Origin of the sequence: Streptomyces sp. NPDC001507 (assembly GCF_042894765.1) — a bacterium.
GTDB lineage: Bacteria > Actinomycetota > Actinomycetes > Streptomycetales > Streptomycetaceae > Streptomyces.
In genome coordinates this window covers 142,482-162,744 of the sequence record NZ_JBIAVV010000001.1, presented here as the reverse complement: position 1 = coordinate 162,744, position 20,263 = coordinate 142,482, and the positions used below count along the sequence as shown (strand labels likewise).

The 20,263-nt window shown below is 73.5% G+C and carries 17 protein-coding genes; 9 read left to right on the top strand and 8 right to left on the bottom strand.

All coding sequences use genetic code 11. The features are described from left to right. The first annotated feature begins 198 nt into the window (after nt 1-198). Both ACFY0K_RS00825 and ACFY0K_RS00820 read left to right on the top strand, forming a co-directional pair. The gene (locus ACFY0K_RS00825; RefSeq protein WP_390637955.1) at nt 199-1,053 is read left to right on the top strand and encodes an N-formylglutamate amidohydrolase; all 855 of its coding nucleotides are present in this window, start codon (nt 199-201) and stop codon (nt 1,051-1,053) included. Further along, nucleotides 1,050-2,327 carry a cytochrome P450 gene (locus ACFY0K_RS00820; protein ID WP_390637954.1) on the top strand — a complete coding sequence of 426 codons (1,278 nt, stop codon included), beginning with the start codon at nt 1,050-1,052 and terminating at the stop codon, nt 2,325-2,327. The genes ACFY0K_RS00825 and ACFY0K_RS00820 overlap by 4 nt, the downstream gene beginning before the upstream one ends. A gap of 4 nt (nt 2,328-2,331) precedes the next feature. On the opposite strand, the gene ACFY0K_RS00815 is transcribed toward ACFY0K_RS00820, so the two are convergent. From ACFY0K_RS00815 to ACFY0K_RS00805, 3 genes are read right to left on the bottom strand one after another with little or no spacing between them, the layout of a single operon-like run. Further along, nucleotides 2,332-2,823 (bottom strand): hypothetical protein, encoded by a 492-nt coding sequence (locus tag ACFY0K_RS00815; RefSeq protein WP_390637953.1) that lies wholly within the window; start codon nt 2,821-2,823, stop codon nt 2,332-2,334. After that, on the bottom strand, nt 2,820-3,419 hold the full coding sequence (locus ACFY0K_RS00810; protein WP_390637952.1) for an RNA polymerase sigma factor: 600 nt from the start codon (nt 3,417-3,419) through the stop codon (nt 2,820-2,822). Before ACFY0K_RS00810 ends, ACFY0K_RS00815 begins: the two co-directional genes overlap by 4 nt. Before the next feature lie 35 nt (nt 3,420-3,454). Beyond that, nucleotides 3,455-4,897, bottom strand: coding sequence for a S8/S53 family peptidase (locus tag ACFY0K_RS00805; protein ID WP_390637951.1), 1,443 nt, complete (start codon nt 4,895-4,897; stop codon nt 3,455-3,457). 112 nt (nt 4,898-5,009) lie between these two features. Between ACFY0K_RS00805 and ACFY0K_RS00800 the strand changes: the two genes are divergently transcribed. Continuing rightward, entirely contained in the window at nt 5,010-7,613 is a 2,604-nt protein-coding gene (locus ACFY0K_RS00800) for a CHAT domain-containing protein (protein WP_390637950.1), read from the top strand. Nucleotides 7,614-7,630: 17 nt separating this feature from the next. Here the strand turns inward: ACFY0K_RS00800 and ACFY0K_RS00795 are convergent, their stop codons facing one another. Next, the gene (locus ACFY0K_RS00795; RefSeq protein ID WP_390637949.1) at nt 7,631-9,367 is read right to left on the bottom strand and encodes a LuxR C-terminal-related transcriptional regulator; all 1,737 of its coding nucleotides are present in this window, start codon (nt 9,365-9,367) and stop codon (nt 7,631-7,633) included. A 94-nt stretch (nt 9,368-9,461) separates the two neighbouring features. Between ACFY0K_RS00795 and ACFY0K_RS00790 the strand changes: the two genes are divergently transcribed. Beyond that, on the top strand, nt 9,462-10,541 hold the full coding sequence (locus tag ACFY0K_RS00790; RefSeq protein ID WP_390637948.1) for a M12 family metallopeptidase: 1,080 nt from the start codon (nt 9,462-9,464) through the stop codon (nt 10,539-10,541). Nucleotides 10,542-10,749: 208 nt separating this feature from the next. Here ACFY0K_RS00790 and ACFY0K_RS00785 read toward each other — a convergent pair whose 3' ends face one another. Then, nucleotides 10,750-11,622 (bottom strand): sulfurtransferase, encoded by an 873-nt coding sequence (locus tag ACFY0K_RS00785; RefSeq protein WP_390637947.1) that lies wholly within the window; start codon nt 11,620-11,622, stop codon nt 10,750-10,752. Nucleotides 11,623-12,043: 421 nt separating this feature from the next. Here ACFY0K_RS00785 and ACFY0K_RS00780 point away from each other — a divergent pair, with 421 nt between their 5' ends. From ACFY0K_RS00780 to ACFY0K_RS00760, 5 genes are all read left to right on the top strand, one after another. Continuing rightward, nucleotides 12,044-12,946, top strand: coding sequence for an ABC transporter substrate-binding protein (locus tag ACFY0K_RS00780; RefSeq protein WP_390637946.1), 903 nt, complete (start codon nt 12,044-12,046; stop codon nt 12,944-12,946). A gap of 117 nt (nt 12,947-13,063) precedes the next feature. After that, nucleotides 13,064-14,101 (top strand): ABC transporter substrate-binding protein, encoded by a 1,038-nt coding sequence (locus ACFY0K_RS00775; protein WP_390637945.1) that lies wholly within the window; start codon nt 13,064-13,066, stop codon nt 14,099-14,101. Between the two features lie 5 nt (nt 14,102-14,106). Continuing rightward, entirely contained in the window at nt 14,107-14,859 is a 753-nt protein-coding gene (locus ACFY0K_RS00770) for an ABC transporter permease (protein ID WP_382724877.1), read from the top strand. Further along, a complete protein-coding gene (locus tag ACFY0K_RS00765; RefSeq protein WP_390637944.1) occupies nt 14,856-15,617 on the top strand; it encodes an ABC transporter ATP-binding protein in 762 nt (253 codons plus the stop codon). The genes ACFY0K_RS00770 and ACFY0K_RS00765 overlap by 4 nt, the downstream gene beginning before the upstream one ends. Next, a complete protein-coding gene (locus ACFY0K_RS00760) occupies nt 15,614-16,684 on the top strand; it encodes a phosphotransferase enzyme family protein (protein WP_390637943.1) in 1,071 nt (356 codons plus the stop codon). The genes ACFY0K_RS00765 and ACFY0K_RS00760 overlap by 4 nt, the downstream gene beginning before the upstream one ends. Nucleotides 16,685-16,687: 3 nt before the next feature. Here the strand turns inward: ACFY0K_RS00760 and ACFY0K_RS00755 are convergent, their stop codons facing one another. From ACFY0K_RS00755 to ACFY0K_RS00745, 3 genes are read right to left on the bottom strand one after another with little or no spacing between them, the layout of a single operon-like run. Then, complete coding sequence (locus ACFY0K_RS00755; protein ID WP_390637942.1) at nt 16,688-17,812, bottom strand: MsnO8 family LLM class oxidoreductase; 1,125 nt, start codon at nt 17,810-17,812, stop codon at nt 16,688-16,690. Further along, nucleotides 17,805-18,887, bottom strand: a complete 1,083-nt coding sequence (locus ACFY0K_RS00750; RefSeq protein WP_390637941.1) for an LLM class flavin-dependent oxidoreductase — start codon at nt 18,885-18,887, stop codon at nt 17,805-17,807. The genes ACFY0K_RS00755 and ACFY0K_RS00750 overlap by 8 nt, the downstream gene beginning before the upstream one ends. Beyond that, entirely contained in the window at nt 18,884-20,257 is a 1,374-nt protein-coding gene (locus tag ACFY0K_RS00745; RefSeq protein ID WP_390637940.1) for an NtaA/DmoA family FMN-dependent monooxygenase, read from the bottom strand. The genes ACFY0K_RS00750 and ACFY0K_RS00745 overlap by 4 nt, the downstream gene beginning before the upstream one ends. Nucleotides 20,258-20,263 lie beyond the last annotated feature (6 nt).

Below are 20,263 nucleotides of genomic sequence, written 5' to 3'. Positions count from 1 at the left end.
TTTTTCTTCCGCTTTGGGGGGGTTCTTTTCGTGGGGCCGCGCGCCCAACACCCCCCCCCCCCCCCCCGGGGGGGGGGGGGCCCCCCCCCGCCCGGCCCCCCCCCGCCGGAACGCCCGCGCCGACGGCGCCGGCCCGTCGATGTGACACCGTGGTCCCGTCCCGCACGCCACCCCGGACAAACGCACCCGGAGCCGCCCGTGTCCCAGCCCTCGTACACCCTCCTGCCCGGCGCCGACGAGTCGCCCGTGATCCTTCACGTGCCGCACTCCGCGCGAGCGGTACCGGCCGGTGTCCGGGCGGGCATCGTGCTCGACGACGCCGCCCTGGAGCGGGAGCTGGACCACATCACGGACGCGCACACGGCCGAGATCGCGGCGGCCGCGGCCGGACTGGCCGCGGTGCCCCCCTGGCGGTTCGTCAACCGGCTGTCGCGGCTGGTGGTGGATCCGGAACGGTTCCCGGACGAGCGGGAGGAGATGCTCGCCGCCGGGATGGGGGCCGTGTACACGCGGACCACGCACCGGGGCGTGCTCCGGGAGGAGCCGTACGACCCCCGGCCGCTGGTCGAGCGGTACTTCCGGCCGTACGCCCGGGCGATGACGGAGGCCGTCGCCGGGCGGCTGGCCGCGACCGGGCGGGCCGTGATCGTCGACGTGCACTCCTATCCGAGCCGATCGCTGCCCTACGAGCTGCACGGTGCCGGGCCGCGGCCACCGGTGTGCCTGGGCACGGACGCCTTCCACACGCCGGCCGAGCTGACGGAGGCGGCCCGCGAGGCCTTCGCGGAATGCGGGGAGACGGGGCTGGACAGCCCGTTCGCCGGGACCTACGTACCGCTGGAGTTCTACGGCACGGACGCGCGGGTCGCCGCGCTGATGGTCGAGATCCGGCGCGACCTCTACATGACCGAGCCCGGCGGGAAGGCGGGCCCGGGAGCCGACCGGCTCGCAGCAGCCCTCGCCGCCCTCGTGGACGCCGCCGGACGCCGGCCCTCCGGCTGGAGCACTCCGGCAGGACACAGGGGTGCGGGCCGTACGACCGTGGAGACATGACCACGGAGAGCACCGAGCCCACCTCGACCACGGAGCCGGCCGAGCCCGCGACGGCGGGGCCGCTCCCGCCCGGGTGCGAGGCCGCGCCGCCGGTGCGGGACTGGCCCGCGCTCGAACTGGCGGGGACGGACTTCGACCCGGTCCTCGCGGACCTGATGAGGCAAGGGCCGGTGACCCGGATCCGGCTGCCCCAGGGCGAGGGCTGGGCGTGGCTCGTGACCCGCTACGCGGACGTCAGGACCGTCACCAACGACCCGCGGTTCAGCCGCGCCGAGGTCACCCGGCGCCAGGTGACCCGGCTGGCCCCGCACTTCAACCCCCGTCCCGGCTCGCTCGCCTGGGCCGACCAGCCCGACCACAACCGGCTGCGCAAGCCGCTCGCCGGCGCCTTCACGGTCGCCGCGATGAAGCGGCTGCGACCCCGCGCGCAGGGCATCCTCGACGCACTGGTCGACGGGGTCCTGCGGGACGGGCCGCCCGCCGATCTCGTCGAGCGGGTGCTGGAGCCGTTCCCGATCACCGTGGTCAGCGAGGTGATGGGAGTGCCGGAGGCGGACCGGGAACAGGTGCACGCCTGGACCCGGCAGATCATCTCCACCTCGGGCGGCGCCGAGGCCGCCGAGACGGCCAAGCAGCGGCTGTACGGATGGATCACCGAGACGGTGCGCGCGCGGGCCGGCAACACGGGCGAGGACGTGTACTCGCTGCTCGGGGCCGCCGTGGCCCGGGGCGAGATCGGCGAGGAGGAGGCCGTGGGACTGGCCGGCCCGCTGCAGATCGGCGGCGAGGCGGTCACCCACAACTGCGGGCAGATGCTGTTCCTGATGCTGACCCGGCCGGAACTGACGGCGCGGATGCGGGAGCGCCCCGCGGAGCGCGGACCGGTCCTCGACGAACTGCTGCGCTGGATCCCGCACCGCAGCACGGTCGGGCTCGCCCGGATCGCCCTGGAGGACGTCGAACTGAGCGACGGCACCCGGATCCCGGCGGGCGATCCGGTCTACGTCTCCTACCTCGCCGGCAACCGGGACCCGGCCGTCTTCCCGGACCCGGACCGCATCCTGCCGGACCGAGATCCCAACCCCCACCTCGCCTTCGGCCACGGCACGCACTACTGCACGGGCGCGGTCCTGGCCCGGCTGCAGGCCGAACTGCTGGTCGACACCCTCCTCGACCGGCTGCCGGAGCTGCGGCTCGCGGTGCCGGCCGAGGGCGTGGAGTGGCGGCGCAGGACGATGATCCGCGGGCCGCGGACGCTGCCTGTCACCTGGTGACGCGTCACGCCCGCAGCCACTCCGTCACGATCACGTCCCCGCCGGTGCGCAGCCGGAGTGCGAACGGGCCGGTGGGCGGGGTGTCGTGGGCGAAGCGGCCCATGGCGTCGACCGTGAGCGGATGCGCCGCCGCCGGACCGCCGAGCACCTCGATGCGCGCGGACTGCGGGGGCAGCAGCTGGCCGAGCAGCCCGTCCTCGGTGACCTCGACGTCAACGGTCAGCTCGCCCGCCTGGAAGGTCAGCATGCGGGGCGGGTCCTCGACACCCCTGACCGGGATCGCGTCGACCAGCGAGTCGAAGGTCAGCTCGGCGACCCGGGCATCCAGGTCGTGCAGCAGGTAGGCGTCCATGGCCAGTTGGAGCAGCTCGGCCGGGAGCGGGTCGAGGACGGCGGCCGCGCCGCGCAGCTCCTCCTCCAGGAGGTCCGCGTCGAAGCCGGCGTCTCCCGTGACCTCGTCGAGGGCCTCGTCCGCCGGGAACTCGTCGTCGCTCACGCCGCACCCCTCGCGTCGAGCCGGGCCCGCAGCCGGCGCAGACAGCGCTGGCGCAGCGGGCCGATGCTGCCCACGGCGATGCCCAGCGCGACGGACACCTCGACATAGCTGGGCGGCGGTGAGGCCATCAGGACCCGCAGCAACTGCCTGCAGCGGTCGCCTAGTTCCTCGAACTCCTGCCACAGCAGACGGATCCGCTCGGCCTCGTCCGCCTCGTCCTCCGCGTCGATCAGGGACTGTTCGGGCGTACGGTCCTCGCTGACCCGGTCCAGGACCTGCGGATCGTCGGTCGGCAGCAGCCGGGTCAGGCCGCGGATCACCTTCAGGCACTCGTTGCGCGCCGTGCTGGCCAGCCAGGAACCCGCCTTGTCGGGCTCGCGGATGCGGCCCAGGTGCTGGGCGAACCGGAACCACACGGTCTGGTACACCTCGTGCCCGTCGGCGTCGGAGAGCCGGTGCGCGCGCACCACGGACCACACCAGGGGGCTCAGCCCCTCCACGAGCGCCTTCCAGGCCGCCGCGTCGCCGTCGACGGCGGCCCGGACCAGCGCGCCGACCTCTGCTCGGTCCACGGTCCCACCCCTCGTGTACGGCAAGTCATGGTACGCCGTGGAGGGGAGTGTTCCGGAACTCAGGCCGTGGCAGCCGGCATCACGACCGGCACCGGCTGCCAGCCGGCCGGGCGGAGCGCCGGTACCTGGGCCCCGCGCACCTCCGCGTACTCCGTGATGTTCTGCAGGAGTTGCGCACGCGCCGCGCGCGGGTCGGACTCCTTCAGCGTGGTCATCAGGTCGGCGACGAGGCCGGCCACGATGGGGGTGGCGAACGATGTTCCACTCCACTGTGCGAACCCTTCGAACATCACTTGGTCCGGTTTGCCGGGGCCGGTCGTCCCGGTGTCGGTCAACACGCCGGTGTGGCGCGGGTACTGGCAGGTGCAGGCGTAGGTGAAGCCGAACCGGCAGGCGTCGTAGGTGGTGTGCTGGTACACGTACGGCACGGGCGCGTCGAAGCCGGCCATGGCGCCGATGAGCTGCTCGCCGGGGGCGTAGACCTTGACCCAGCCGCCGTGGTTGGTGAAGCAGGCGCCGTACTCGCCGTCGCTGCGCAGCGCGCCGACCGAGAGGACCGTGTCCTCGTAGCCGGACAGGTCGGCGCAGGCGGCGGGCCAGAAGCGGCTGGCGCTGCCGTTGTTGCCGGCGGCGGCGACGAGCAGGGTGGACTGGTCGCGCAGGGCGTCCATGAAGGCCTCGACGGCGAGCAGTCCGTCGGCGCTGCCGTTCGGGGTGCCGGCGGAGAGGCTGATGATGTCGGGCCAGCCGTGCTGGTCGATCGCCTCGAAGAGCCTGGCGCCGAACTCGGACTCCAGGATGGCGCCCGCGTCGTTGAGGGTGTTGGTGACGGTGATGTCGGTGTTCGGGGCGAGGGCGGCGACTAGTCCGGCGATGAACGTGCCGTGGCCGACGTACTGCTGGAGGATGCCGTCGGCGTCGGTCTCGTTGAGCTGCGGGTCGCCCTGGACGCGGGCGAGGAGCGGGTAGGTGCGGTAGTCGTGCACCAGGCCGGTGTCCATCACCAGGACGCTGACGGCCGTGTCCGGGTCGTAACCGCCCTGCACCGGCGCCGGGTTGGGGGCCTGGGTGAGCAGGGCGGGGAGCGGTTCGCAGGGGTTGCAGGAGTTGGCGTTCGGGGTGGTGGACACCACGTGGTTGCGGCTGACCAGGCGGCGGCCGGCGCGGCCCTCGGCCTCCCGCAGGGCGCGCAGCGCGTGGCCGACGGCGGGGTCGGCGGTGCGGTCGCGGTGGTTCGGGTCGCCGACCCGGATGCGGGTGACCCCGGTGCGGTTGGTCTCCGGTCCGGTCCTGCCCACGTGGTCGGCGACGAGGCCGGCGGTGGCGGTGAAGTGGGCGCGCACGGTGTCCTCGACGACCCGGGCCTCCTCGCCGTCGCGGGCGAGGACCACCCCCTTCTCGTACAGGAACTCGGCCGCGTCGTCGGGCCCCATCGCCAGTGGAACGTCCGGCATGGAGCGCTGGATCTGCTCGAACTGCTCATGGAATCGCTGCGGTGCCATGGCCTGTCTCCTCCCCCAGAAACGGCGTTCTTCAGTCAGACTCGCGAGACCGCCGCTTGATACAGCGTCAAACCTGTGGGGCATGTATGCCCAGGCCACTAACATCCGAGGGGTGAGTGCGGGAAGCGATTCGGTTACGGAACTCCTGCCGATGGTGTTCGCCGCCCCGGGCGAGGCCCTGGCGCGGGCGGAGGGCGTCCTGCGGGCCGACCCGTCGCCGCTGGACGCGTCCGTCGCGCACCAGGTCATCGGCATCTGGCAGCGGGACTTCGGGGACCTGGCGCTGGCCCTCGACCATCTGCGGCGGGCCCGGGACTGGGCGGCGCGCGCGGACTCGGCGGAGCGGGAGGCGGACGTCCTCGGCACCCTCGGGGTCGCCCTGGTGCACGCGGGCCGTACGCGGCAGGGGCTGGCCGTGCTGGACCGCGGGGTGGCCCGGGGCAACGGGCACACCCGGGCGAGGGTGCTGTACCGGCGGGCGTTCGCCGGGTGGGTGCTGGGCCGGCACAAGGAGTCCCTGGAGGACCTGCGGCGGGCGATACCGGTGCTGCGGCAGGCCGGCGACGTCATCTGGACCGCGCGGGCGCTGAGCGTGCGGGCCACGGTGCATCTGGCGATGGGCGCGGTGGAGCGGGCCGACGCGGACTTCACGGCGGCGGAGCTGCTGTGGGAGACGACGGGCCAGGAGCACGACAAGGCCGTCGCCGTGGAGAACCGGGGCCTGGCCGCGTACCGCTCCGGCGACATCCCGGCGGCACTGCGGCTCCTGGCCGAGGCCAAGGAGCGGTACGACGAGCTGGGCACACCCTCGTTCATGCTGTACATCGCGCGCTGCGAGGTGCTGATGGCGGCCGGTCTCGCCCCGGAGGCGCTGGCCGAGGCGGACGCGGCGATCGCAACCCTGGACCGGATCGGCGGGCAGTCCACCCGCAAGGCCGAACTGCTGCTGACCGCCGCCCGGTCGGCGCTGTCGACCGGGGACGCACAGACCGCCGTCGCCCGTGCCGCGGTCGCCGTACGGCTCTTCTCGGGGCAGCGGCGGAGCTGGTGGGAGACGCATGCCCGGCTGGTGCTGATCGAGGCGCGGGTGGCGGGCGGGGCCGCGTCGGGGCGGCTGGTGCAGGACACGGCGGCGGTCGCCGACCGGCTGGCGTCCTTCGGTGCGCCGGCCGCGCCGGAGGCCTCGCTGCTCGCCGGACGGATCGCGCTGGCGCTGGGCTGGAAGGCGGACGCGGAGCGGCATCTGGCGGTGGCCGCGCGCAGCCGGCACGTCGGGCCGCCGCTGGCCCGGATGACCGGGTGGGCGGCACAGGCGCTCCGGGCGCGGGCGGCCGGTTCGGGCCGTGGCGTCCTGGAGGCGTGCCGGCGTGGCCTCGACGTCCTGGACGACCACCGGATGACCCTGGGCGCCTCGGAGTTGCGGGCCCGGGCCACCGCGCAGGGCGCCGAGCTGGCGGCGCTGGCCCAGCAGGCGAGCCTCGCGCACGGCGGCCCGCGCCGGCTCCTGGAGTGGAGCGAGCGCTGGCGGGCCACCGTGCTGTCGACGCCGCCGACCCGGCCGCCGGCCGACCCTGCTCTGCTCGCGTCGCTGACCGCGTTCCGGGAGATCGCGTCCCGCGCGGAGGAGGCCCGCCGGGAGCGCCGTCCGGTGCCCGCCCTGGAGCGGGAACAGCGGCGTCTGGAACGGGAGATCCGCGCCCGCACCCACCACACCCGGGGCGACGCCCCCGGCGGCGGCGACCGTTTCGAACCGGCCCGGCTGCTGGAGCGGCTCGGCGACGCCCGGCTGGTCGAACTCGCCGTCCTGGACGGGCGGGTGCACGTCCTGCTGTGCGGGCAGGGCCGGGTGCGGCGCTTCGCGGGCGGTCTGCTGGCGGAGGCGGTCGCCGAGGCGGAGCACGTCCAGGCGGGGCTGCGACGGCTCGCGCACCCGGGTGCGGAGGGGCGGCTGCCGGTGGTGGAGGCCGCCGGGAATCGGCTGGAGGAGCTGCTCCTCGGCGCGGCGGCGGACCACCTCGGCTCCGGCCCGGTGGTGATCGTCCCGCCGGGCGCGCTGCACCGGGTGCCGTGGGCCCTGCTGCCTTCCCTGCGGGAGCGGGTGCTCAGCGTGTCTCCGTCGGCGTCGAGCTGGCTGCGGGCCCGGGAGACCGAGCCGCCGCCGGGCGGCCGTCATGTGCTGGTCCGGGGGCCGGGTCTGGCGACCGGCGGCGCGGAGGTGCCCGAAGTGGCGGGCCGGTACGCGGCGGCGCGGGTCCTGGAGCACGACGAGGCGCAAGTCCCGCGGGTCCTGGAGGAGTTGGACGGTGCGGCACTCGCCCACATCGCGGCGCACGGCACGTTCCGCGCGGACAGCCCGCTGTTCTCCTCGCTGCGGATGGTGGACGGCCCGCTGATCGTGCACGACTTCGAACGCCTCGCCCGCAGCCCCTACCGGATCATCCTCTCCAGTTGCGACACGGCCCGTCTCGCTTCGGTCGGCGCCGACGAACTCCTCGGTCTGGTCACGGCGTTGCTGCCGTTGGGCACGGCCGGAGTGGTGGCGAGCAGCGCACCGGTGAACGACGCGGCCGTGGTTCCGCTGATGCTGGCCCTGCACAAGGGGCTGGGTGCTGGGCTGTCGCTGGCGGAGGCGCTGCGCGACGCCCGGGCCGCCCTGCCGGGCGACGCCCTCCACCAGGCCACCGGGTGGGCGTTCGCCGCGTTCGGGGCGGCCTGAGCCGCCGCGGACGGGAGCTAGGCCGACTGCCGGTCCGGCTGGTCCACCAGCCACGGCAGTGCCGCGCGGTCGTTCGCGCCGAGGCGGGTGTAGGCGCTGTAGAGGTGGTTGCCCACCGTCCGTACGGAAAGGGTCAGTTGCTCGGCGATCTGCCGGTTGCTGAGACCCGCGGCGGCGAGGGTGACGATCTGCCGCTGGCGGGCGGTGAGTTCGCCGAGCACCAGGCCGGACAGGGCCGGGGTGCGGGCGCCCTGGCAGCGGCGGGCGAGAGCGAGGGCGCGGGTGCGGGACATCCGGGCGGCACGCGGGTCGCGGTGGGCGCGGACCGCCTGGGCGTGGGCCTCGGCCGCGAACAGCAGCAGACCACGGGCCGCCAGCGCCTCGGCCGCCCGGTCCAGGGCGGGCCCGGCGCCGCGGGCCACCGCCTCCGCGTGCCGGCCGAGCACGCCGTCCAGCCGCGCCGCGGCCGCCGCGGCCCCCTCGGGGTCCCCGAGCCGTACGGCGCCGTAGTGCGCGAGACCCCCGTCCCCGCGCACTACGGCGCCCTCCCCCCGTTCGGCGGCGGCACGGGCGAGTTCGGTACGGCAGGCGGCGTCGCCCGGCGCCGCCCGCAGTCCCTCCCTCGCCCACGCCGCCGCCTCTCGCAGCTCCCCCCGAAGCCACGAGTACCGGGCACGCACGGCCGCGTACCCGGGCGGTACGGGCAGGTCTCCCGCCGCCAGCCACTCCCCCACCGGGGCCGGCACCTCCCGTACGTCCAATTGCTCGATGCGCTCTTCCAGTTGCTCCTGTTCGGCCTTCAGGGCGGGCTCGCACTGCTCGGGGGTGCGGGCCAGCCGGCGGGTCCGCAGCCGGCCTGCCGAGGCACGCAGCGCCGGGCCGTGCAGGGGGTGGGCGAGGCGGACGGCGCCCCGGTCGTCGACGTGGACGAGGCCGTCGGTCTCCAGCCGTTCGAGGGCGGCCAGGTCCGGGGCGTCGTCGAGGTGGAGCGGCAACGGCTCGGCGAAGGCCAGGCGTTCGAGGGCGTCGCACTCGCCGGGCCCCCTCCCGTCCAGCAGGGTGGCGATCCGGTCCCGTACGGCCGCGGTGCGGGGCAGCGGGCCGCGCCAGGCCCGTTCGCCGGTTTCCGGGACCCGGGTCAGCGGGCCGGACTCGCGCAGTGCGCCGACCAGGTCGCGCAGCAGCCTGAGGTCGCCCCGGCAGACCCGGTGCAGGCGGCGCACGGTGAGCGGTTCCAGGCCGTCGCCTTCGAGCAGCGCGGCCGTCTCGTCGTACGGCAGCGGCGCCAGGGCGAGGTGGGTGAGGAGTTCTCCGGTCCACAGCCGGGAGACCGCGCCGGGGACGGGTGCCGTGCCGGTGGCGGCCACCACGAGGCGGGTGCGGCCGTGCGCGGCGAGCTGGTGGACGAGGGCGGCCGAGGCCTCGTCGAGGAGGTGGGCGTCGTCGACGACCAGGAGCCGTACCCCGGACAGGTGCCGGACCGCGCCGGGCAGTGAGACGCGGTCGGAGAGCAGGTGCGCGAACGCGGCGAACGGGAGGGCGCCGGTCTCGGGGGTGCCGGTCACCCGGACGCAGTCGGTGCCGCGGACGGCCTCGGTGATCAGCCGGGTCTTGCCGATGCCGGCCGGGCCGGTCACCACGACACCCTGCCGGCCGGCCACCGACGCCCGCCTGACCAGCTCCAGTTCGTCCTCCCGGCCGGTGAAGGGCCAGGGGAGTTCGAGGGTTCGCGCATCCCGTCCGTAAGTCGTCACGTGAGTATGAGCCGCGTTACTCAGCTCTGATACAGGGGGACTTGAGTAGCTTCCGACTCAGGCGTGCGGCCGGGTCGAACGGCAGTCTGGGCGCATGACCCGACGCTACTGCTCGCTGACGCAGCAGCCTGCTCCGGCGTTCGCGCCGGGACTGGCCGCCGAGCGGCTCGGCGCGCTCGTCGGCGGGCGGCGGATGTGGGTCAACGGGACGGTGCTGCACTACTACTTCTTCGACGCCGACACGGACGCCTCGGTGATCCCGGTCCCGGGGACCGGGGAGACCCGCCGGGTGCCGTGGGCGGGTGCGGAGGAGCAGCGGGACGTGGTGCGCGAGTGCTTCCGGGAGTGGCAGGGCCTCGGCATCGGGGTGACGTTCGCCGAGGTCTTCGACCGGTGCGAGGCGGAGCTGCGGATCGGCTTCCAGCCGGGGGACGGGTCCTGGTCGGCGGTGGGCCGGGACGCGCTCTCGGTGGGGGCGGGCGAGCGCACCATGAACCTGGGCTGGGACCTGACCGAGCCCGGCGGGCGCTGGACGGCGCTGCACGAGATCGGGCACGCGCTCGGGATGCGGCACGAGCACCAGAGCCCGTTCGCGGGCGTCCACTGGGACGACGAGGCGGTCTACGCCGACCTGGCCGGACCGCCGAACCACTGGAGCCGGGACCGGACCCACTTCAACATCCTGCGCACGCTGGATCCGTCCGAGGCCAACGGTTCGGTGTGGGACCCGCAGTCCGTGATGCAGTTCCCCTTCGGCCCGGGGCTGGTCCTGGAGCCGGAGCAGTACCACAACGGCCTGTACCCGCCGGGGTCGCTGTCCCCGGCCGACAAGGAGTTCGTGCTCCGCTGGTACCCGCCGGCCGGGCCGCCGGCCGAGCTGGTGCCGTTCCGCTCGGTGCCGCTCAGCCTGGGACCCGGCGGACAGGCCGATTTCGCCGTGGAGCCGCCGGAGACCCGCGTCTACCGCGTGGGCACCTTCGGGGAGAGCGACTCCGTCGTCGTGGTCTTCGAGGAGCGCGACGGGGAACCGCGCTACCTCGCCGGCCACGACGACGGAGGCACCCCGCACAACACGAGGATCACGGTCAGGCTCGTCAAGGGCCGCCGCTATGCCGTCCGCGTCCGTCTCCATTCCACGTGGGGGTCGGGGGAGACAGCGGTCATGTGCTGGTGAGAGCACGGACCGCGACGCGGAGGTCGGACCACTGTCCGGCGCCGGGGGAAGCGGCCGCGCGGACGCCACCTTCGGGGGAGGGAGACGTCCGCGCGGCAGCACCGGTGCGTGGGATCCAACCTCAGGGCATCCCACCAGGGGCGCGGGGAACTGCGCGATCAACCCCCACGCACCCGCACCCAGCAGCGCACCGCACCCACCCCGCCCCTTATCCGCCCAGCTCCAGCGGCCGCGCGGGGTCCTTGGACCATTCCTCGAGTGAACCGTCGTACACGGACACGTCCTGACGGCCCAGCAGCGTGAGCGCGAGCGCCGCCCCCGCCGCCGAGATCCCCCCACCGCAGTAGAGGACGACGGGCGAGGCATCCCCCAATGCCCGTGCCTTCTCGGCGAGTTCACTCACCGCCAGCACCCGCCCCGCATCGTCCAGCAGCTCTCGTCCGGGCAGGCTGACGCTCCCCGGTATGTGCCCCCGCCGGCTGTACCGGCCCGGCACGGACCCGGCGTACCCCCCGGCGGGCAGCGCACAGACCAGCACCCCGGGCCGCTCCCCCCGGCCGATCGCCGCCACCTCCTCGATCCCCGACCACAGCTCCGGCCGCGGCACCGGCGTCACCGGCACGACGGCCGGCTCGGCGACGCGGTCCCCCGCGGCCACCGGCCGCCCCGCCGACTCCCACGCCGCCAGCCCGCCGTCCAGCACCGCGGCCGGTACCGAGATCGCGCGCAGCATCCACCACACCCGGGCGGCCCAGATGCCGCCTCCGGTGTCGTAGACGACGACCTCGGTCCCCTCCCCCACGCCGAGCCGGGCCAGGGCGGCGGCGAGCGCGTCCGGCGCCGGGACGGCGAAGTGGTACGGCGCGGCGGGGTCGGAAAGGTCCCCGGTGAGGTCGGCGTGGCGGGAGCCGGGAATGTGGCGCTCGGCCCAGCCCGCGCGGCCGGACGCCGAGCGGTGGTCGCCGTCGTGGCAGGGCGAGGGCAGCAGCGCGGTGGCGTCGAGGACGACCAGCCGGGGGTCGTCCAGGTGGGTCGCGAGCCAGGTGTGGTCGACCAGGGGGCCGGGCAGCAGGGTGGTCATGGCGGGCGATCGTACGCCCGCGACCTGGGCGTCTCACAAGACGGGCGCACCCATCCCACATTTCGGACCTGGCTTGCACAGCAGGCGGGAGCTGCGGTTATGGTTTCGGCCATCTACGCGGGAGCCCCTCCCCGACCGGGCTGAGAGGGCGTCTGGGATCCGTGCGCCGCACTCGCGGACACGGTCCCCATGGGGACGCCGACCGCACCAACAGCGCTTTGCGCCCCGCGTAGGAGTCCACGTGTCCACAGCAGTCGAGCCGCAGCCCATGGTGTCCCACCACGCTGTCCGCTCCTGTTGTCGTCGCACGTGCTGTCGCCGGTCCCGCTGACCGCGACCCTCCTCGGCTCCTTCACCCCGCTCATCCCCGCGCGCTCGCGCACACCGCCTTCGGAGTACTCCCATGCCGCACATACGGGTCATGCTCGACTATTTCCATCCGTGGCCCAATTCTGCCGGTCTATACGTCGCCCGCGCCCGTCGCTGGTACGAGGCGGCCGGTCTGGACGTCGAGCTGGTGGTGCAGGATCCGGGGCGCGGGGACACGCTGGAGTACCTGGCCCGGGGCGAGGTGGACTTCGGGATCTTCCCGCCGAACCGGCTGCTCGCCCGGCGGGCGGCACTTGGCCAGCCGCTGGTCGCGGTCGCCGCGATCAACCACCGCGGGCTGGAAGCGATCCAGACCACCACCTCGACCGGCATCACCCGCCCCCGCGACCTGGCGGGCCGCCGCCTCGCCTACAACCCGACCCCGCGCGGGCGGGCCATGGTCCGCCATCTGGTGGCGGCGGACGGCGGCGACCCGGACGCGGTGATCACCGTCGACGCGGGCTCCCGCGAACTCACTGTGGACGACATCGAGGCCGGCGAAGCGGACGCGACCTTCGGCAACTACTGGTCCTGGGACGCCCTGCGCGGCGACCTGCCCGAGCACAGCAGGCTGACCTGGCCGGTCGACGAGATAGGCGCGCCCCGCTACCACAGCTACCTGCTGGGCACGAGCGAGCGGCTGCGCGACGAACAGCCGTCCCTGGTACGGGACTTCCTGACCGTGACGGCCCGCGGATACGGCACCGCCGCCGGGGATCCCGACGCCACGCTGGAGATGCTTGAGCGGGTGATCCCCTACTTCCCGCGCCCGCTCATCGCCCGCTCCCTTACCCTGATCGCCCCGACCTGGACGGACCCGCGGGGCCGTTGGGGTGTGATCGACGAGGGCCGGATGGGGCCCTACGCGCACTGGCTCGCCGAGAACGGCGCCATCGCCCACGACCACGGCTGGGACCGGTCGTTCACCAACAGCCTGCTGGACGTGACCGCATGACCCTGCTCACCCGGCGGCTCGCCGTCGACTTCAAGCGGACGGACAGCGCGCTGTGTCGGGCCTGACCGCTCCGCACCGCCGCCCGGCTCCCCTCCCCCGTACGAAGGACCCTCCACCATGCTCCGCCGCACCGCGCTGCCGGCTTTCGCCGCCCTGACACTGCTCGCCGTCACCACCGCCTGCTCGGCCGACGCCGGCTCCACGGCCGCCGCCAAGGACGGCACCACCACCGTCACCCTCGCCCTGGACTGGACCCCCAACACCAACCACACCGGCATCTACGTCGCCCAGGCCAAGGGCTGGTTCAAGGACGCCGGGATCGACCTGAAGATCGTGCCCTACGGCTCGACCGCGCCCGAGACCCTGATAGCGAGCCACAAGGCCGACTTCGGCATCTCCTACCAGGAGGGCGTCACCACGGCCCGCGCGGCCGGCCAGGACATCACCTCCGTCTACGCCGTCACGCAGAAGACGGACGTGACCGTCTCGGTGCGCGCCGACCGCACCGACATCACCTCACCCAAGGACCTCGACGGCAAGACGTACGCCGGGTTCGGCGCCCCCTACGAGAAGCCGCTGCTCCAGAAGGTGATCAAGAACGCGGGCGGCACCGGCGACTTCAGGCAGGTCACCCTCAACACCTCCGCGTACGCGGCGCTGTACGCCGGCAAGGCGGACTTCGCCATGCCGATGCCGACCTGGGAGGGCCTGGAGGCGAAGCTCAGCGGCAAGCCGCTCAAGGACTTCCAGCTCTCCGACTACGGCTTCCCGGCGATCTACTCCACACTGATCGCGTCCTCCGACCAGTTCCTGAAGAAGAACCCGGCGGTGGCGAGGAAGTTCCTGGCCGCCGTCGACAAGGGCTACCGCTACGCGGCCGCGAACCCCGACCAGGCGGCCGGCCTGCTCATCGCCGCGAACAAGAGCGTGCTCACCAACACCGAGCTGGTGAAGGAGAGTTCGCAGCTGCTGGCCAAGGAGTACTACAAGGGCGCCGACGGCACGATCGGGACGCAGAGCGCGGCCCGCTGGAAGGCCTTCGCCGACTTCGAGTACGGCGCCGGGCTGCTCGTCGACGCGAACGGCAAGAAGCTCACCAAGGCGCCGGACACCTCGGCGTTCTTCACCAACGCCTACCTCCCGGACACCAAGTGAGGTCCGTGCTGCGGTCGTCGTGGCCGCCCCTGCTGGTGCTCGCCGTGGTCGTCGGCGGCTGGCAGTTGTACGTGACGGCGGCCGGGGTCGACCCGACCACCCTGCCCTCCCCCGCCCGGGTGGTGCAGCAGGGCTGGGCGAACCGCCAGGACCTGTGGGACCAGACGCTGCCCACGCTCCAGGAGACACTGCTCGGTTTCGCGCTGTCGTTCGCGGCGGCCTGGCTGGTGGCGGTGGTGCTGGACTTCTCCGCCGCCGCCCGCCGGGGCCTGTACCCGCTCCTTGTCGCCTCGCAGACGATCCCGATCGTGGCCGTGGCTCCCCTGCTGATCATCTGGTTCGGCTTCGGGCTGCTGCCCAAGATGCTGGTGGTGACGCTGACGACGTTCTTCCCGCTGGCCGCCAACCTGGCCGCCGGGTTCGCGGCGACCGACCGGGAGGCGATGCGGCTGCTGCGCTCCCTCGGGGCCGGCCGGTGGCGGGCTTTCCGGCTGGTGCGGGTGCCGAGCGCGATGCCGTACTTCTTCGCCGGGTTGCGGGTGAGCATCACCTACGCCGTGGTCGGCGCGGTGTTCGCCGAGTACGCGGGCGCCGAGTCCGGCCTCGGGATCTACATGCAGGCCCAGAAGAGCGCGTTCCGGACCGACCTGGTGTTCGCGGCGGTCGCGGTGACGGCCGCGCTGAGCATCGCGCTGTTCGGGGCCACATATCTGCTGCAGCGGCTGGTGCTGCCCTGGGAGCGGAAGGCCGGGAAATGAGCAGTCTGCGCATCGCGGGCGTGGGCAAGTCCTTCGGTTCGCTGGAAGTCCTGCGGGACCTCGACCTCACCGTGGAACCGGGCGAGTTCGCCGCCGTCATCGGCCCCAGCGGCAGCGGCAAGAGCACCCTGTTCAACCTGGTGTCCGGCCTCGACCGGCCCACCTCCGGGCAGGTGCTGGTAGAGGGCGAGCCGGCCGGGGTGGAGTCCGGCAAGGTCGCCTACATGCCGCAGAAGGACCTGCTGTTCCCCTGGCGGACGGTCCTCGACAACACCGCGCTGGGCCTGGAGGCACAGGGGGTGCGGAAGAAGGAGGCGCGGGCCCGGGCCGACGCGCTCTTCGCCGACTTCGGCCTCGACGGCTTCCAGAAGGCGTACCCCGCCCAGCTCAGCGGAGGCATGCGGCAGCGGGCCGCGCTGCTGCGCACGGTGGTCCTGGAGCGGCCGGTGCTGCTCCTGGACGAGCCGTTCGGCGCGCTGGACTCGCTGACCCGCACGGAGATGCAGCTGTGGCTGGCCGGGATGTGGCAGCGGCACCGCTGGACGGTCGTCCTGGTCACCCATGACATCCGGGAGGCGGTGCTGCTCGCCGGCACCGTCCACGTCCTGTCCCCGCGCCCGGCTACGGTGGTGGACCGCGTCGAGGTCCCGCTGCCCCGGCCGCGCGGCGCCGACGACTTCACCGCACCGGAGTTCGCGGCGGCGGAACGCCGGATCCTGGACTCCCTGCGCGGTACGACGGCGGTGCGCACGGCATGAGTGCACATCTCGCCCACGGACTGGGCACCGAGCCGGTCGAGCCGGACTGGCCGCCGCTGACCGACACCGAGGTCACGGCCGTGACCGGGCCGGCCCGGGTGGTGTGGCGCAGCCCGCGCCCCCTGTCGGCGGCGGCCGTCGTGGAACGGGACGGGCGGCGGCTGTTCGTGAAACGCCACCACGTCACCGTTCGGACCCCGCGGGGACTGGCGGAGGAGCACGCCTTCCTGCGCCGTCTGCGGGAGCGCGGGGCACCCGTGGTGGAGGTCCTGGACCTGGTGGAGCGCGGCGAGTGGACGTACGAGGTCCACTCGGCCGGGACCGGTACGGACCTGTACCGGGACGCGCTGTCCTGGTCGCCGTTCGCCGGCGCGGCCCACGCCCGGGCGGCCGGCGAGGCGCTGGCCCGGCTGCACCTGGCGGCGGAGGGCTTCGCCGCGCCCCGCCGCTCACCGCAGCCGCTGGTCGCCTCCTTCACGGTGTTCGCGGCCCCGGACCCGTGGCCCGCGTTGCACACCTACGTGGCCGAACGACCGCGGCTGGCAGCGGCGTTGGCGGACTTCCCCTGGCGGGAGGACACCCGACGCGTCCTGCTCCCGCTCCACGAACGCCTCGCGCCCCACCTTTCGGGCCTCGACCCCCTGTGGACCCACAACGACTGGCACGCCTCCAACCTCCTCTGGGGCGAGGACGGCGAGGTCGCCACGGTCCTGGACTTCGGCATGAGCGACCGCACCACCGCCGTGCACGACCTGGCCACGGCCCTGGAACGCAACACCGTGCAGTGGCTGGACCCCGACCGCCCGGTCCAGGAGCAGCACGCCGTCGAACTGCTCCGGGGATACCAGTCGGTACGCCCGCTCACCTCCGTCGAGTCGGCGGCACTGCCCGCCCTCCTCCCCCTGGTCCACGCCGAGTTCGCCCTGTCCGAGCTGGACTACTTCCACGGCGTCACCCGGTCACCGGCGAACGCCCGGCTGGCGTACGAGTACTACGTCGGCCACGCCGAGTGGTTCTCGGGAGCGTCCGGCCACCGGCTCCTCGAGCTGGTGGCCGCGCAGGTGTGAGCCTCAGCGGCGGCGCCACTCCGCCGCGAGGAGTTCGTACGAGCGGACCCGGTCGGCCTGGTCGTGGGTGATGGTGGTGATGAGCAGCTCGTCGGCGCCGGTGGCCTCCTGGAGCTGTTCCAGGCGGTCGGCGACGTGCTGCGGGCTGCCCACGAACTGGGTGTCGAGGCGGTCCTGGACCAGTTCCCGGTCCTCGTCCGTCCAGACGTGCGCCCGGGCCTCGTCGGGAGTGGGGAAGGGGATGGCCCCCTCGGCGGTGCGGATGCTGCGGACCCAGGGCCCGTAGCCGGTGGCGAGTTCGCGGGCGGTGGCGTCGTCCTCGGCGACCACGACGTCGGCGGAGACGCTGACGTACGGCTTGTCGAGGACGTCCGACGGCTGGAAGTGCGCGCGGTAGCCGTCCACCGCCTCCAGGACCGTGGCCGGGCTGACGTGGTAGTTCGCGGCGAAGCGCAGGCCCCGCTCGCCCGCGACCTGCGCGCTCTCGCCGCCGCTGCTGCCCAGGATCCACACCTCCACGTCGGCTCCCTCGCCAGGCACGATGTGGGCCTCGACGCCGTCCTCGGTGCGGTAGGTCCCGGCGAGCAGGGCGAGGATGTCGTCGATCTGTTCTGCGTAGTCCTGGGACTCGGCGTTCGGGAGCAGGAGCAGTTTGCGGTGGAGTGCGAACCGGGGCGAGCGCAGGAGATGAGCGAAGGAGAAGCGGGGCGGGACGACCAGGCCGTTGGGGGCCCTGCCGTCGACCACCGGGGTCGCCGTCGGCGCGGCGGCCTGCTCCGCGGGCGGACGCCCGCCGGACCGGCCCAGGCCCAGGTCGAGGCGGCCCGGGTGCACGGCGTCGAGGAGGCCGAACTCCTCGACCGTGGACAGGGCGGTGCGGTGGCCGAGTTGTACGGCGCCGGAGCCGAGCCGGATCGTGGAGGTGGCGGCGGCGGTCAGTGCCAGGACGACCGCGGGGGAGGTGCCGGCCACCCCCGGGTTGAGGTGGTGCTCGGCGAACCAGTAGCGGGCGTAGCCGAACTCCTCGGTGCGCTGTGCGAGTTCGACGGAGTTGCGCAGGGCTTCGGCGGCGGTGGCACCACTCGGTATCGGCACCAGGTCGAGGACGCCGAGCGGGATGTCAGACATGGGCGGGCTCCTCGGCGGCCGGGTGCACGGGTGCCCAGGGGAAGGGCGGGTCGGGAATCTCCTTGCGCAGGACCGGGGCCACCGCCGACTGGAAGAGCTCCAGCGAGTCGCGGTGCTGGGTGTCCGTCAGTCCGCCGGCGTCGGCGTGGAGATGCAGGACGGTGTGCCCGAACTGCTCGTAATAGCGGTGCACTTTGTCGATGACCTGCTGCGGACTGCCGATCAGCGCCGAGCTGCGCTCGACGAAGTCCTCCAGGGTCTCGAAGACGACCGGCAGCCCGGCCCGGCGGAAGAAGGCCAGGTTCGCCTCGAACACCGGGCGGTAGGCGGCCAGGGCCTGCTGAGTGGTGGGCGCCACCAGCAGGCCCGCCGTACCCGCGCCGACGGCGATGTCCGCCGGGTCGTGGCCGTAGTGCTCCCAGCGTTCCCGGTAGTGGCGAATCAACTCGGCATACGGCTCTATGGGGTTGGTGACGTTGGCGGAGAAAAGCGGGTCGCCGTAGCGGGCGGCGAGGTCGACGGACTCCTTGCTGGTGGCACTGCCGTGCCAGACCCGCACCGGCCGCTGGTAGGGACGCGGCCAGACCTCGGCGTCCGTGAGCTCCGGCCGGAACCGGGTCTTCGCCGTCACCTTGTCCTGCCGCCACAGCTGCCGGAACACCTCGTAGCTCTCGGCGTTGCGGTCCCACTGGTCCTCGGGCGTGACGTGGAACAGCTCGCGCTGGGCGGAGCCGTTGCCCTTGCCGATGATCAGGTCGAGGCGGCCCTCGGAGAGGTGGTCGAGGGTCGCGTAGTCCTCGTACGCCCGGACGGGGTCCAGCAGGCTCAGCGTGGTCACCGCGGTGAACAGCCGGATGCGCCGGGTGAGCGCGGCGACGTGGCCGAGCACGACCGTCGGGGAGGAGGAGATGAACGGACGCTCGTGCCGCTCCCCCACCCCGAAGCCGTCGAAGCCCAGTTCCTCGGCGAGCACAGCGTTGTCGAGGACCTCGCGGAACCGGTCGTGGGTGGACTTCTGTCTCCCCGTGACCGGATCCGGGCGGTGCACGATCAGGGTGATCGCCAGGAACCTCACGACGCCACCCGCTCACTCCGCCTGTCGTCGGGGTGGGCGAGGCCGAGGTGGTCGCGCAGGGTGGTGCCCTCGTACTCGGTGCGGAAGACGCCCTGCTCCTGGAGGAGCGGTACGACCGTGTCGGCGAAGGTGTCGAGTCCGCCGGGGGTGATGTGCGGGACCAGGATGAAGCCGTCGGAGACGTCGGCCTGCACGAAGTCGTTGATGGTGCGGGCGACGGTGGCCGGGGAGCCGACGAAGGTCTGCCGGTTGCCCGTGTTGATCACGAGGTCACGGATGGACCACTTGTTGGCCTCGGCGAGCTCGCGCCACTCGCGGGCGATGGCGAGCGGGTCGCGGTACATCCTGACCTGGGCCCGGCCCCGGGAGATGTGCTCCTCGCCGACCAGCGGGTCGACGTCGGGCAGCGGTCCCTCCGGGTCGTACGACGACAGGTCCCGGTTCCAGACGAACTCCAGGTGCTTGAGGGCGGTCGCGCCGCTGACCTGCTGGCGGCGTACCTGGTGGGCGATCTCCTCGGCCTCCGCGTCGGTGTCGCCGAGGACGAAGCTGGCGGCGGGCAGGATCAGGAGTTCCTCGGGGCGCCGGCCGTACTTGGCGAGGCGGGACTTGACGTCGGTGTAGAAGGCCTGGCCGGCGTCGAGGGTGGCGTACCGGCTGAAGATGGCGTCGGCACCGGAGGCGGCGAACTCGCGGCCCTCGTCGGACTCGCCGGCCTGGAAGATCACCGGGCGGCCCTGCGGGGAGCGGGGCACGTTGAACTGGCCGTGGATGTCGAACTGCGGGCCCTTGTGCACGAAGGAGCCGGCCCTGGCGTCGCTGAGGAAGGTGCCGGTGGCCTGGTCGGCGAGGATCTCGTCGCCGTGCCAGGAGTCGAAGAGCTCGTTCGCGGTGGCGAGGAACTCCTTGGCGCGGGAGTAGCGCTCGTCCTGCGGCAGGAAGCCGCCGCGCCGGAAGTTCTCACCGGTGAAGGCGTCCCAGGAGGTGACCACGTTCCAGGCGGCCCGGCCGCCGGAGAGGTGGTCGAGGCTGGCGAACTGGCGGGCCACCTCGTAGGGCTCGTTGAAGGTGGAGTTGATGGTGCCGGTCAGCCCGAGGTGGTCGGTGACGGCGGCCAGCGCGGCGAGGACGGTGAAGGTGTCGGGGCGGCCGACGACGTCCAGGTCGTATATCTTCCCGCCCTGTTCGCGGAGCCGCAGGCCCTCGGCGAGGAACAGGAAGTCGAACCTGGCGCGTTCGGCGGTCTTCGCGAAGTGCGTGAAGGAGCTGAACTCGATGTGGCTCCCGGCGGCCGGGTCGCTCCACACGGTGGTGTTGTTGACGCCGGGGAAGTGCGCGGCCAGGTGGATCTGCTTCAGCGGCTTGCTCATGTCGGT

Excerpts from the sequence above, each read along its gene's own strand:
- ACFY0K_RS00820 (WP_390637954.1), top strand. The coding sequence starts at position 1,050 with ATGACCACGGAGAGCACCGAGCCCACCTCGACCACGGAGCCGGCCGAG.
- ACFY0K_RS00805 (WP_390637951.1), bottom strand. The coding sequence starts at position 4,897 with ATGGCACCGCAGCGATTCCATGAGCAGTTCGAGCAGATCCAGCGCTCC.
- ACFY0K_RS00790 (WP_390637948.1), top strand. The coding sequence starts at position 9,462 with ATGACCCGACGCTACTGCTCGCTGACGCAGCAGCCTGCTCCGGCGTTC.
- ACFY0K_RS00785 (WP_390637947.1), bottom strand. The coding sequence starts at position 11,622 with ATGACCACCCTGCTGCCCGGCCCCCTGGTCGACCACACCTGGCTCGCG.
- ACFY0K_RS00780 (WP_390637946.1), top strand. The coding sequence starts at position 12,044 with ATGCTCGACTATTTCCATCCGTGGCCCAATTCTGCCGGTCTATACGTC.
- ACFY0K_RS00775 (WP_390637945.1), top strand. The coding sequence starts at position 13,064 with ATGCTCCGCCGCACCGCGCTGCCGGCTTTCGCCGCCCTGACACTGCTC.
- ACFY0K_RS00765 (WP_390637944.1), top strand. The coding sequence starts at position 14,856 with ATGAGCAGTCTGCGCATCGCGGGCGTGGGCAAGTCCTTCGGTTCGCTG.
- ACFY0K_RS00760 (WP_390637943.1), top strand. The coding sequence starts at position 15,614 with ATGAGTGCACATCTCGCCCACGGACTGGGCACCGAGCCGGTCGAGCCG.
- ACFY0K_RS00755 (WP_390637942.1), bottom strand. The coding sequence starts at position 17,812 with ATGTCTGACATCCCGCTCGGCGTCCTCGACCTGGTGCCGATACCGAGT.
- ACFY0K_RS00745 (WP_390637940.1), bottom strand. The coding sequence starts at position 20,257 with ATGAGCAAGCCGCTGAAGCAGATCCACCTGGCCGCGCACTTCCCCGGC.